The organism is Frigoribacterium sp. PhB160 (assembly GCF_003751785.1).
GTDB lineage: Bacteria > Actinomycetota > Actinomycetes > Actinomycetales > Microbacteriaceae > Frigoribacterium.
Genome location: NZ_RKIE01000001.1, coordinates 1599021 through 1611589 on the forward strand (window position 1 = coordinate 1599021; position 12569 = coordinate 1611589).

Below are 12569 nucleotides of genomic sequence, written 5' to 3' on the forward strand. Positions count from 1 at the left end.
AGACCCGGCTCGGCGTCGACGGAGACGACGGGGCTGCTGAGATCGACCCGCACGGCGTGGCCACACAGGCCCCACGCGCTCGTCACAGTCTAAGGCCGGTCATGTTCGACTCGCCCCGCGAGGAACGGGCCACCGACGGCCACGGCGACGCCAGGGAATGGCGACTCGACGCCGTGTGTTCGGCCCGTCAGAGAAAGAGGTAGACATGTCAGACGTGCTGATCGACCGCCCCGAGCTGGAGAGCCTCGGACAATACGAGTTCGGCTGGGCCGACTCCGACGCTGCCGGCGCCTCGGCCCGGCGCGGCGTCTCGCCCGAGGTCGTCACCGACATCTCGAACCTCAAGAGCGAGCCCGAGTGGATGCTCAAGAACCGCCTCAAGGGCCTGACGCTCTTCGAGCGCAAGCCCATGCCGACGTGGGGCGCCGACCTCTCCGGCATCGACTTCGACAACATCAAGTACTTCGTCCGCTCGACCGAGAAGCAGGCCACCACCTGGGACGAGCTGCCCGACGACATCAAGAACACGTACGAGAAGCTCGGCATCCCCGAGGCCGAGCGCAACCGCCTCGTCGCGGGCGTCGCCGCCCAGTACGAGTCCGAGGTCGTCTACCACCAGATCCGCGAAGACCTGGAGCAGCAGGGCGTCATCTTCATGGACACCGACACGGCGCTCCGCGAGCACCCCGAGCTGTTCGAGGAGTACTTCGGCACCGTGATCCCGGCCGGCGACAACAAGTTCGCCGCTCTCAACACGGCCGTGTGGTCGGGCGGCTCGTTCGTCTACGTGCCCAAGGGCGTCCACGTCGAGATCCCCCTGCAGGCCTACTTCCGCATCAACACCGAGAACATGGGCCAGTTCGAGCGGACGCTGATCATCGCCGACGAGGACAGCTACGTCCACTACATCGAGGGCTGCACGGCCCCGATCTACAAGAGCGACTCCCTGCACTCGGCGGTCGTCGAGATCATCGTGAAGAAGAACGCCCGCGTGCGCTACACGACGATCCAGAACTGGTCGAACAACGTCTACAACCTGGTCACGAAGCGGGCCATCGCGCACGAGGGCGCGACCATGGAGTGGATCGACGGCAACATCGGGTCCAAGGTCACCATGAAGTACCCCTCGATCTACCTCGTCGGCGAGCACGCCAAGGGCGAGACCCTGTCGGTCGCCTTCGCGGGTCCGGGTCAGCACCAGGACGCCGGCGCGAAGATGATCCACATGGCGCCGTACACGACGTCGTCGATCGTCTCGAAGTCGATCGCGCGCGGCGGCGGCCGGGCCGGCTACCGCGGCGAGGTCCGCGTCGACGAGGCGGCGCACCACAGCGCCAACACCGTGCGCTGCGACGCCCTGCTCGTCGACACCATGTCGCGCTCCGACACGTACCCGGCGATCGACATCCGCGTCGACGACGTCCAGCTCGGCCACGAGGCCACGGTGTCGCGCGTGAGCGAGGAGCAGCTCTTCTACCTCATGTCGCGCGGCATGGCCGAGGACGAGGCCATGGCCATGATCGTCCGCGGCTTCATCGAGCCCATCGCCCGCGAGCTCCCGATGGAGTACGCGCTCGAACTCAACAAGCTCATCGAGATGAGCATGGAAGGATCCGTCGGCTAGATGTCCGCCGCAGCACCCACCACAGCAGACACCGCGCCCGACGGCGTCCAGCACGGCGCGAAGGCGCACTCCGACGGAGGTTGGGGCCTCGTCCCCGTGCAGACGCGCTCGGAGCGCTTCCACAGCACCGACCCCGCCGCGTTCCCCGCGGTGACCGGGCGGGAGGTCGACTGGAAGCTCAGTCCCGTCGACCGCCTACGCCCGCTCATCGACGGCGAGCTCGACGGTGCGCCCTACGCGTACCTGGCTCGTGAGACGGCCGGTGCGGTCGTCGACTGGATCGATCGTGCCGACGCCCGCGTCGGCACCGCCGGGAGCCCGGAGGACAAGGCCTCGGCCAACGCCTGGGCCTCGGTCGAGAAGGTCCTCGCCGTGACCCTGAGCGGCGACGAGCCGTCCACCGTGACCATCGGCCGGTCCGGGCTCGACCGTGCCCCGCGGGCCGGCCACACCCTCATCCACGCCGAGGCGAACACGACCTCGCTCGTCGTGCTGCGAAACACCGGCTCGGCGCACCTCGTCGAGAACGTCGAGATCGTCGTCGACGACGGCGCCCACCTCACGGTCGTCACCCTGCAGGAATGGGACGACGACGCTATCCACCTGGCGAGCCACTTCGCCTCGATCGGTCGCGACGCCCAGCTCAAACACTTCGTCGTGTCGCTCGGCGGCTCGGTCGTCCGCGTCAACCCGTCGGCGCACCTCGCCGGGCAGGGTTCCGACGTCGAGCTCTACGGCGTCTACTTCGCCGACGCCGGCCAGCACCTCGAGCAGCAGGTGTACGTGCACCACGACGCCCCGAACAGCCGCAGCCGCGTCAACTACAAGGGTGCGCTGCAGGGCGAGGGCGCCCGCACGGTGTGGATCGGCGACGTGCTGATCGCGCGCTCCGCCCCCGGCACCGACAGCTACGAGCAGAACCGCAACCTCGTGCTCAGCGAGGGCACCCGGGCCGACTCGATCCCGAACCTGGAGATCGAGACCGGTGACATCCAGGGTGCCGGACACGCCAGCGCCACCGGCCGCTTCGACGACGAGCACCTGTTCTACCTGCAGTCGCGCGGCATCGACGAGGCCGAGGCCCGCCGACTCGTCGTGCTCGGGTTCCTCAGCGAGGTCGTGCAGAAGATCGGCGAGCCCGAGCTGCAGGAGCGCCTCATCGCGGCGCTCGAGGTCGAGCTCACCCAGCAGGAGGCCGCACCGGTCGCCGGGGGAGCCGCCTGATGGGCACGAAGGTCTGCAGCGCCGACGACGTCACCCCCGCCGCCGCGAAGCGCGTCGTCGTCGACGGCGTGGCGATCGCCGTCGTGAAGGACAGCGCCGGCACGATCCACGCCATCGGCGACACGTGCACGCACGGCGACATCTCGCTGGCCGAGGGCTTCGTCGAGGACGACACCCTCGAGTGCTGGGCCCACGGCTCGAAGTTCGAGCTGACCACGGGCAAGCCGCTGACCCTGCCCGCCTACGAACCCGTCCCGGTCTTCACCGTCACCGTCGTCGACGGCGACGTGTACGTCGACACGACAGCGTCGCCCGCCGGCGTCGCGCAGTAAGGAAAGAACGCATGTCCACTCTCGAGATCCGCGACCTCAAGGTCAGCATCGACACCGACGCCGGCCCCAAGGCCATCCTCAAGGGCGTCGACCTGACCATCGCCGAGGGCGAGATCCACGCCGTCATGGGCCCGAACGGCTCCGGCAAGTCCACCCTCGCCTACACGATCGCCGGTCACCCGCGCTACAACGTCGACGGCGGCTCCATCAAGCTCGACGGCGTCGAGGTGCTCGACATGAGCGTCGACGAGCGCGCCAAGGCGGGCCTCTTCCTCGCCATGCAGTACCCGGTCGAGATCCCCGGCGTCACCGTGTCGAACTTCCTCCGCACGGCGAAGACCGCCCTCGACGGCGAGGCCCCCGCGATCCGCGGCTGGATCAAGGACCTGCGCGAGTCGATGAGCGCCCTCAAGATGGACAGCGCCTTCGCCGAGCGCAACGTCAACGAGGGCTTCTCCGGCGGCGAGAAGAAGCGCCACGAGATCATGCAGCTCGAGCTCCTCAAGCCGAAGTTCGCCGTCCTCGACGAGACCGACTCCGGCCTCGACGTCGACGCGCTGAAGATCGTCTCCGAGGGCGTCAACCGCGCCGCGGCCAACACGGGGCTCGGCCTCCTGCTGATCACGCACTACACGCGCATCCTCCGCTACATCAAGCCCGACTTCGTCCACGTCTTCGTCGACGGCCACGTCGCCGACGAGGGCGGGCCGGAGCTGGCCGACCGCCTCGAGAACGAGGGCTACGACCGCTACGTGTCGGCCTCGGCGGCGGCGGCAGCGGGCGCACCGGCGGTGAGCTGACCATGGCCGCCGTGGCGATGGCCCCGGAGAAGTTCGACGAGGTCGCCGAGGCCCTGAAAGAGGTCGTCGACCCTGAGCTCGGCGTCAACATCGTCGACCTGGGCCTGATCTACGACCTCGCCATGGACGACGAGCACGAGAACGCGCTCATCATCAGCATGACGTTGACCTCGGCCGGCTGCCCTCTGACGGACGTCATCGAGGCCGACACCGCCAACGCGCTCGACGGCGTGGTCGACGCCTTCCGCATCAACTGGGTGTGGATGCCGCCGTGGGGCCCCGATCGCATCACCGACGACGGCCGCGACATGATGCGCGCCATCGGCTTCTCCATCTGAGACGCCCGCACCACGACGAGAGCCCCGGTCGGGAACGACCGGGGCTCTCGTCGTGCGCGGGGGACCGGCGGACCGGGTCGCACGACGAGGCGAGCCACGGCATCGAGGCCCGGACGCAGGAGGCGCGGGCCGGGCACCTGCCCGACCCGCGCCTCCTGCAGGGGTGCGACGGTCAGCGGCCGAGGCGCTCCAGGCCCCGCCACGCGAGCGGCAGCGCCGACGCGGCGATGAGCCACTTGGCGACGCCGCCGACGATGAACGGGTAGACGCCGAGGGCGAGGACGTTGCCGAGGCTGTTGTCGACGCCGAGGTGCCCCAGGACGACGGCCATGTAGGGCAGGCCGGTGGCGAACGGGATGAGGCCGGCCAGGAAGAAGGCGGCGGCCGACAGGAGCCACTTCTTGTCCCAGTCGCGCTGCGAGAGCCAGCCGACGGCGGCCGCGGCGGGCACGAAGCCGAGGATGAAGCCGAAGCTCGGGCCGGCGACGGTGAGCGGGCCGCCCGAGAACTCGGCGAAGATCGGCAGGCCGGCGACGCCCAGCACGAGGTAGGTGAGCATAGAGAGGGCGCCTCGGCGGGCACCGAGGCTCGCGCCGACGAGCAGGACGGCGAGGGTCTGGCCGGTGATCGGGACGGGCCACATCGGCACCTGGACCTGAGCCGAGGCCGCCGTGACGGCGACGCCGCCGAGCACGAGGAGGGCGTCCGTCGTCCAGCTCTTCGCGACGATCCGGTCGGCGAGGACCGGTCGCGAGATCGGTGCGGCTGCGTCAGTCATGCGATTCTCCTAGTATGGGAAGGTTGATCGGCCGAGTGGCTGGTCGGCAGCGCAGTGCTGCGACCCCTCTCCACGCGACGTCCTCATCCTAGAGGCGGCCCTCCACCGGGCCCCGTTGTGGACATCTCCCCAATCGATTGGACTTCTGCTGTGCTTTCCGTGCACGACCTCGAGATCCGCGTGGGCGCGCGCCTCCTGATGGCCGACGTCAACTTCCGCGTCGACAAGGGCGACAAGATCGGGCTCGTCGGTCGCAACGGCGCCGGCAAGACCACCATGACGAAGACGCTCGCCGGCGAGACCCTCCCGACGGGCGGCAAGATCGAGCGCACCGGCGAGATCGGGTACCTGCCCCAGGACCCGCGGAGCGGCAACCCCGAGGACCTCGCCCGGACGCGCATCCTCGACGCGCGAGGCCTCGGCCAGCTGCTGATCGGCATCCAGGAGGCGACGCTCGCGATGGGCGACCCCGACCCCGACGTCGCGGCCCGCGCCATGAAGCGCTACGGCGACCTCGACGACCAGTTCAACGCGCTGGGCGGGTACGCGGCGGAGGCCGAGGCGGCCTCCATCGCGAGCAACCTCAGCCTGCCCGACCGCATCCTCGACCAGCCGTTGTCGACGCTCTCCGGCGGCCAGAGGCGCCGCATCGAGCTCGCGCGCATCCTCTTCTCGCCGGCCGACACCATGATCCTCGACGAGCCCACGAACCACCTCGACGCCGACAGCGTCGTCTGGCTGCGCGAGTACCTCAAGACGTACCAGGGCGGCGTCATCGTGATCAGCCACGACATCGAGCTCGTCGAGGAGGTCGTCAACCGCGTCTTCTACCTCGACGCGAACCGGCAGTCGATCGACGTCTACAACATGGGCTGGCGAAACTACCAGCGACAGCGCGCCGCCGACGAGGAGCGCCGCAAGAAGGAGCGCTCGAACGCCGAGAAGCAGGCCTCGGCCCTGCAGAAGCAGGCCGCCCGCTTCGGCGCCAAGGCCTCCAAGGCCGCGGCGGCGCACCAGATGGTGGCCCGCGCCGAGAAGCTGCTCTCCGGCCTCGAGGAGGTGCGCGCGGTCGACCGCGTGGCCAAGCTGCGCTTCCCGACGCCGGTCGCCTGCGGCAAGACGCCGTTGATGGCCTCGAACCTCTCGAAGAGCTACGGCTCGCTCGAGATCTTCACCGCCGTGGACCTCGCGATCGACCGAGGCTCGAAGGTGGTCATCCTCGGCCTGAACGGCGCCGGCAAGACGACCCTGCTGCGGATCCTCGCCAGCGTCGACGAGCCCGACACGGGTCAGCTGGAGCCGGGCCACGGACTGCGCGTCGGCTACTACGCGCAGGAGCACGAGACGATCGACGTCAAGCGCAGCGTGCTCGAGAACATGGTGTCGTCGTCGCCGAACATCACCGAGATGGAGGCGCGCCGCGTGCTGGGCTCGTTCCTCTTCACCGGGGACGACTCGGCCAAGCCCGCCGGGGTCCTGTCGGGCGGCGAGAAGACGCGCCTGGCCCTGGCCATGATCGTCGTCTCGGGTGCCAACGTGCTGCTGCTCGACGAGCCCACGAACAACCTCGACCCGGCCAGCCGACTCGAGATCCTCGACGCCCTGGCGAACTACGAGGGCGCGGTCGTCCTCGTCAGCCACGACGAGGGCGCGGTGGAGGCCCTCAACCCCGAGCGCGTGCTCATCATGCCCGAGGGCACCGAGGACCACTGGACCCCGGACTACAGCGATCTCATCAACCTCGCGTAGCGAGTTGAGCGACCGACACAGGAACCTCGCGTAGCGAGTCGAGCGACCGACACAGGAACCTCGCGGAGCGAGTCGAGCGAGGTGACGCCGCGGCTCAGCGCCCCGCCGCGTCGAGCAGCTCGTCCTCGACCTCGTGGTCGGCTCGCGGTCGGGCGGCGGCGCGGCGCTTCGCCTCGGCACCGCGGCGCCCGTCCCGCGAGTCGTCGCCCGACTCGTCGGCCTCGTCGAGCTCGCGGTTGCGACGCTCCTGTCGGAACACGTAGAAGAGGAACGCGAACGCCCCGACGGCGAACATGATCCACTGCACGAAGTACGAGAGGTTCAGCCCGGTGTCGATCTCGGGTGCGCTCGACTTCACGGGTGCCTCGGCCGGCGCCGGGTCCTCGCTGGCGAGCAGCCCGTACGTGCCGCTGTAGATGTCGCCGTCGACGCGGGCCTGCACCTCGCTGAGCTGGATCGTGGCGATCTGGTTCGTGCCGGGCACGCCGGTGCGGTCGCCGACGGCGGGTTCGCCGGGCTTCACCCGCGCCACGACGGTCACCTCGCCCGACGGAGGAGCGGGCACGAGGTCGGGGGCGTCCTGGGCGTTGCCCGTCGGCACCCAGCCCCGGTCGACGACGAAGACGTCGCCGCCGCTCACCTGGAAGGGGACGAGGACCTCGAAGCCGGGCTGACCGTTGAGGGGACGGTTGCGCACGAGGAGCGTCTCGTCCTCGAGGTAGCGACCGGTCATCGTCACGGGCTGCCACTCGAGGCCCGGGTCGTACGCGCCGAGCGTCGGGACGGCCTCCTGGAGGGGGACCGGCGCAGCGTCGTACCGCTGCTCGAGCTGGTGGACGACGGCCATCTTCTCCTCGTGGCGGCTCCACTGCCAGTGGGCGAGGAAGGCGCAGATGATCGCGAAGACGACGACCACGCCGAGGTAGCCCAGCCACTTCGTGGGCGCGACGGGACGGGCGGCGCTCACCGAGCCTCCTCGGGGACGACCCGCTCGACCGTCTCGTCGACGGGCGTCACCACGACGGGGAAGTCGCGTGCCCGGAGGAACTCGGCGAGGAAGCCGACGTGCTCGTCGCAGGCCGACCAGGTCTTGACCCGCTCGAGACCGTGGATCTTGGGGTTCCGCCAGTGGACGGCGTGCACGGCGGTCTCGGCGCAGCCTGCTCGCGAGCACTGCACCCCGCCGGCCGGGCCGTCGAGGCCGAGCCCCCCGAGCATCAGCGGAACCGCCCGTCGGCGCCCCGCACGGGCTCGTCGTCGTCATCGTCGTCGGGCACGAGGGGAGTGGCCCGGGGGGCGGGCTCGGCCGGCGCCTCGGCCTGGACGGGCTCGGGCTGCCACGGCTGCTGCGGCCCCCGGTAGACCTCGATGCCCCCGGGACGCTCGACGTCCTGCCCGGCCTCGTGCCCGACGTTCGCGAGCACGACGGCGATGTAGGGGATGACGACGGCGCCGATGACGGGGATGATCGTCCACCAGCTGAGCGGCAGCACGAAGCAGAAGACGATGCAGACCAGGCGGATGCCCGTCGCGAGGAGGTAGCGCCGCATGCGGCTGTGCCGGTCGTCGGTCGGGGACGGCGGCAGCGTGGTGATCGGGTTCGAAGGCTTCATGTGCTCACGGGCTCTGTGCGTCTCGGACGGGCGCGCGAATAGATCGTAAGCCCGACCCCCGACAGTAGGCTGGTCGACGGTCGTCTCGACCCCACCCCCACCGCCGACTCCCAGGAGGCCGCTCTTGACCACCCCCCGCACCGTCCTCGTCACCGGCGGCAACCGAGGCATCGGCTACGCGATCGCCGAGGAGTTCGTCGCCCAGGGCCACCGCGTGGCCGTGACGGCCCGCAGCGGCGAGGGCCCCGCGGGCACGCTCACCGTCGTCGCCGACGTGACCGACTCCGCCTCGATCGACGCCGCCTTCACGACCGTCGAGGCCGAGCTCGGCCCGGTCGAGGTGGTCGTCGCGAACGCGGGCGTCACGAAGGACGGCCTGCTCATGCGCATGACCGAGGACGACTTCACCTCGGTCGTCGACACGAACCTCGGCGGGGCGTTCCGCGTCGTCAAGCGCGCCTCCAAGGGCATGCTCAAGGCGCGGTTCGGACGGGTCCTGCTCGTCTCGAGCGTGGTCGGCCTCTACGGCAGCCCCGGACAGGTCAACTACGCCTCGTCGAAGGCGGCCCTCGTCGGCTTCGCCCGCTCGCTCACCCGCGAGCTCGGCGGCCGCGGCGTGACCGCGAACGTCGTCGCCCCGGGCTTCATCGAGACCGACATGACGGCCGCCCTGGCCGACGACCAGAAGGCCGGCTACCTGCAGTCGATCCCCGCGGGTCGTTACGGGAGCTCGGCCGAGGTCGCCAAGACCCTGGCCTGGCTCGCGAGCGACGACGCGGCCTACATCTCGGGCGCGGTCATCCCGGTCGACGGCGGTCTCGGCATGGGTCACTGACCCGGCTGGTCACGAGCGTCGGAGGCGCGGGTCGGCCCGACCGGGCCGACTCAGCCCCGCAGGCCCATCAGCGGCAGCACCTGCGAGAGGTCGCACCGGTCGACGACGACGTCGGCCTGGTCGCGCACGCGCGGCTTGGCGTTGAAGGCGACCGAGAGCGCGGCGGCGGCCATCATCTGCAGGTCGTTGGCGCCGTCCCCGACGGCGACGGTGTGGGCGAGGTCGACCCCGGCGTCGGCGGCCCACTCACGGAGGGCGGAGGCCTTCCCCGCCGCGTCGACGATCGGTCCGGAGACGCGGCCGGTGAGCCGCCCCTCGGCCACGTCGAGCCGGTTCGCCCGCCAGTAGTCGAGGCCGAGCTGCTCGGCCAGCGGGTCGAGCACCTCGTGGAAGCCGCCGGAGACGACCCCGATGACGCTGCCGTGGGCGTGGAGCCCGGCGATGAGCTCGGGCACGCCGGGGGTGACCCGCACCCGGGCCGTCGCGTCGGCGAAGACCGCGACCGGCAGGCCCGCGAGCGTGGCGACCCGGGCGCGCAGGCTCTCGGCGAAGTCGAGCTCGCCCGCCATCGCCCGCTCGGTGATCGCGGAGACCTCGGCGTGGGAGCCGGCGGCCTCGGCCAGGAGCTCGATCACCTCGTCCTCGATGAGCGTGGAGTCGACGTCGAGGACGGTCAGGAAGCGCGGCACGGGACCCACCCTAGTGAACCGGCACCGCGCCTCCGGCGGTCACGTCACGCGACGTAGCGCGGCGCACCACGCCGTCGAGCATGGTGCGCCGCAGGACCTGCAGGCAGCCGGGCTCAGGGCTCGACGCGGACGCCCTTGCCCACGACGGTGATGCCCGACGGGGTGACGGTGAAGCCACGGGCACGGTCGGCCTCGGGGTCGACGCCGACCGAGGCGCCCTCCGCGATGACGACGTCCTTGTCGAGGATCGCGCGGACGACCGTGGCGTTCGGACCGATGTGCGCCCGCTCGAAGACGATCGAGTCGACGACCTTCGAGCCGGAGTCGAGCGTGCACCAGGGGCCGAGCACGCTGCGTTCGACGTGGGCGCCCGAGAGCAGCGAGCCGAGCGAGACGACCGAGTCGATGGTCGTGCCGAGGTTGCCGTAGCCGTCGCGGACGAACTTCGCGGGAGGCGAGTTGAGCTGCTGGCTGAAGATCGGCCAGTCGGTGTTGTAGAGGTTGAAGATCGGCAGCGCCGAGATGAGGTCGCGGTGCGCGTCGTAGAACGAGTCGATCGTGCCGACGTCGCGCCAGTAGTAGCGATCGCGCTCGGTCGAGCCGGGCACCTCGTTGCGGTTGAGGTCGTAGACCGCCGCGTCGCCGCGCGACACGAAGTCGGGGACGATGTCGCCGCCCATGTCGTGGTCGGAGTCGGGCTTCTCGCCGTCGCGGAGGACCGCGTCGATGAGGACGTCGGCGTCGAAGACGTAGTTTCCCATCGAGGCGAGGATCTCGTCGGGGGAGTCGGGGAGCCCGGTGGCGTCCTTCGGCTTCTCGAGGAAGCGGCCGATGCGGGTCGGGTCGTCGGAGTCGACCTCGATGACGCCGAACTGGTCGGCGAGCGAGATGGGCTGGCGGATGGCCGCCACCGTGACGCCCGCGCCCGAGGCGATGTGCGCCTCGATCATCTGCGAGAAGTCCATCCGGTAGACGTGGTCGGCGCCGACCACGACGACGATGTCGGGCTTCTCGTCGCGGAGCAGGTTCAGGCTCTGCAGGATGGCGTCGGCGCTGCCGGCGAACCAGCGCTTGCCGAGGCGCTGCTGCGCCGGCACGGAGGCGACGTAGGCGCCGAGCAGGCCCTCGATCGACCAGGTCTGGGAGACGTGCCGGTCGAGGCTGTGCGACTTGTACTGGGTCAGCACCACGATCTGGCGGAGGCCGGAGTTGATGAGGTTCGACAAGGCGAAGTCGACGAGTCGGTAGTTGCCGCCGAACGGGACGGCGGGCTTGGCCCGGTCAGCCGTGAGGGGCATCAGGCGCTTGCCCTCGCCCCCCGCCAGGACGATGCCGAATATCTTCTTCGATGCCATGCGGCCAGGATGGCACGATTCCGCGGCGCGCGACTACGGTGAGGGTCGTGCGAGTCGACGTCATCAGCAAGGAATATCCGCCCAACGTGTACGGAGGGGCGGGAGTCCACGTCGTGGAGCTCGTCAAGGCCCTCCGCGGCAGCATCGACGTGCAGGTGAGGGCGTTCGGCGACGTCGACCCCGAGCCCGGCACCACGGGCTACCCCGACGCCCCGGTCTTCGCCGACGCGAACCCCGCTCTCCGCACCCTGGGCACCGACGTGCGCATGGCCCAGGACGTCGCCGGCGCCGACATCGTGCACAGCCACACCTGGTACGCGAACGCAGCCGGCCAGCTCGCGCAGATGCTGCACGACGTGCCGCACGTCCTCACCGCCCACAGCCTCGAGCCGCTGCGTCCGTGGAAAGCCGAGCAGCTCGGCGGCGGCTACCGCGTCTCGAGCTGGATCGAGAAGCAGGCGTACGAGACCGCCGACGCCGTGATCGCCGTCAGCGAGGGCATGCGCCGCGACATCCTCCGCTCGTACCCCGGCATCGACGAGCAGAAGGTCAGCGTCGTCTACAACGGCATCGACCTCGAGTCCTGGCGCCGCGTGGACGACGCCGAGGTCGTGCGCGGCCTCGGCATCGACCCCGACCGCCCGTCCGTCGTCTTCGTCGGACGCATCACGCGCCAGAAGGGCCTGCCCTACCTCCTCCGGGCCGCGAAGCTGCTCCCGGCCGACGTGCAGCTCGTCCTCTGCGCCGGGGCGCCCGACACCCCCGAGATCATGGCCGAGGTCACGGGCCTGGTCCGCGAGCTGCAAGAGGAGCGCACCGGCGTCGTCTGGATCGAGAAGATCCTGCCCCGGCACGAGCTGAGCGCCGTCCTCAGCGCCGCGACCACCTTCGTGTGCCCCTCCGTCTACGAACCGCTGGGCATCGTCAACCTCGAGGCCATGGCCTGCGGCGTCCCCGTCGTCGGGTCCGACACCGGGGGGATCCCCGAGGTCGTCGCCGACGGCCTGACCGGCCGCATCGTGCCGCTCGACCAGGTGCAGGACGGCACGGGCACGCCCACCGACCCGGAGCGCTTCGTCCGGGACCTCGCCGGCGTGCTCACCGAGGTCGTCTCCGACCCCGGCCTCGCCCGCCTCATGGGCCGGGCGGGTCGCATGCGCGCCGAGTCGGAGTTCTCGTGGTCGCGGATCGCCGACCGGACCCTCCAGGTCTACGGCTCGCTGCGTCGCTAG

At 70.5% G+C, this 12569-nt stretch carries 14 protein-coding genes; 8 read left to right on the top strand and 6 right to left on the bottom strand.

The features are described 5' to 3' along the window. The first annotated feature begins 205 nt into the window (after positions 1–205). From sufB to EDF38_RS07590, 5 genes are read left to right on the top strand one after another with little or no spacing between them, the layout of a single operon-like run. The gene (sufB, locus tag EDF38_RS07570) at positions 206–1624 is read left to right on the top strand and encodes a Fe-S cluster assembly protein SufB (protein ID WP_123354675.1); all 1419 of its coding nucleotides are present in this window, start codon (positions 206–208) and stop codon (positions 1622–1624) included. Further along, positions 1625–2848 (top strand): Fe-S cluster assembly protein SufD, encoded by a 1224-nt coding sequence (sufD, locus tag EDF38_RS07575; protein ID WP_123354676.1) that lies wholly within the window; start codon positions 1625–1627, stop codon positions 2846–2848. Next, a complete protein-coding gene (locus tag EDF38_RS07580) occupies positions 2848–3180 on the top strand; it encodes a non-heme iron oxygenase ferredoxin subunit (protein WP_123354677.1) in 333 nt (110 codons plus the stop codon). The genes sufD and EDF38_RS07580 overlap by 1 nt, the downstream gene beginning before the upstream one ends. Before the next feature lie 11 nt (positions 3181–3191). Beyond that, positions 3192–3980: a Fe-S cluster assembly ATPase SufC gene (gene sufC, locus EDF38_RS07585; protein ID WP_123354678.1), complete on the top strand. Its 789-nt coding sequence runs from the start codon at positions 3192–3194 to the stop codon at positions 3978–3980. A gap of 2 nt (positions 3981–3982) precedes the next feature. Next, complete coding sequence (locus tag EDF38_RS07590) at positions 3983–4318, top strand: metal-sulfur cluster assembly factor (RefSeq protein WP_199734606.1); 336 nt, start codon at positions 3983–3985, stop codon at positions 4316–4318. A gap of 172 nt (positions 4319–4490) precedes the next feature. On the opposite strand, the gene EDF38_RS07595 is transcribed toward EDF38_RS07590, so the two are convergent. Then, positions 4491–5096 carry a biotin transporter BioY gene (locus EDF38_RS07595; RefSeq protein WP_123354679.1) on the bottom strand — a complete coding sequence of 202 codons (606 nt, stop codon included), beginning with the start codon at positions 5094–5096 and terminating at the stop codon, positions 4491–4493. 150 nt (positions 5097–5246) lie between these two features. Between EDF38_RS07595 and EDF38_RS07600 the strand changes: the two genes are divergently transcribed. Next, on the top strand, positions 5247–6845 hold the full coding sequence (locus EDF38_RS07600; RefSeq protein ID WP_123354680.1) for an ABC-F family ATP-binding cassette domain-containing protein: 1599 nt from the start codon (positions 5247–5249) through the stop codon (positions 6843–6845). 94 nt (positions 6846–6939) lie between these two features. Here the strand turns inward: EDF38_RS07600 and EDF38_RS07605 are convergent, their stop codons facing one another. Genes EDF38_RS07605 through EDF38_RS07615 form a run of 3 tightly spaced genes read right to left on the bottom strand, consistent with a single transcriptional unit; the run spans position 6940 to position 8458 of the window. Further along, entirely contained in the window at positions 6940–7812 is an 873-nt protein-coding gene (locus EDF38_RS07605) for an SURF1 family protein (RefSeq protein WP_123354681.1), read from the bottom strand. Then, positions 7809–8063 (bottom strand): hypothetical protein, encoded by a 255-nt coding sequence (locus EDF38_RS07610; protein WP_123354682.1) that lies wholly within the window; start codon positions 8061–8063, stop codon positions 7809–7811. The genes EDF38_RS07605 and EDF38_RS07610 overlap by 4 nt, the downstream gene beginning before the upstream one ends. Beyond that, on the bottom strand, positions 8063–8458 hold the full coding sequence (locus EDF38_RS07615) for a DUF3099 domain-containing protein (RefSeq protein ID WP_158613331.1): 396 nt from the start codon (positions 8456–8458) through the stop codon (positions 8063–8065). Before EDF38_RS07615 ends, EDF38_RS07610 begins: the two co-directional genes overlap by 1 nt. Positions 8459–8582: 124 nt before the next feature. On the opposite strand from EDF38_RS07615, the gene fabG reads away from it, so the two are divergent. After that, positions 8583–9293, top strand: coding sequence for a 3-oxoacyl-ACP reductase FabG (fabG, locus tag EDF38_RS07620; protein WP_123354684.1), 711 nt, complete (start codon positions 8583–8585; stop codon positions 9291–9293). A 50-nt stretch (positions 9294–9343) separates the two neighbouring features. Here fabG and serB read toward each other — a convergent pair whose 3' ends face one another. Further along, positions 9344–9982 carry a phosphoserine phosphatase SerB gene (gene serB / locus EDF38_RS07625; RefSeq protein ID WP_123355097.1) on the bottom strand — a complete coding sequence of 213 codons (639 nt, stop codon included), beginning with the start codon at positions 9980–9982 and terminating at the stop codon, positions 9344–9346. 113 nt (positions 9983–10095) lie between these two features. Next, positions 10096–11337: a glucose-1-phosphate adenylyltransferase gene (locus tag EDF38_RS07630; protein ID WP_123354685.1), complete on the bottom strand. Its 1242-nt coding sequence runs from the start codon at positions 11335–11337 to the stop codon at positions 10096–10098. Positions 11338–11384: 47 nt separating this feature from the next. Between EDF38_RS07630 and glgA the strand changes: the two genes are divergently transcribed. After that, entirely contained in the window at positions 11385–12569 is a 1185-nt protein-coding gene (glgA, locus tag EDF38_RS07635; protein WP_123354686.1) for a glycogen synthase, read from the top strand.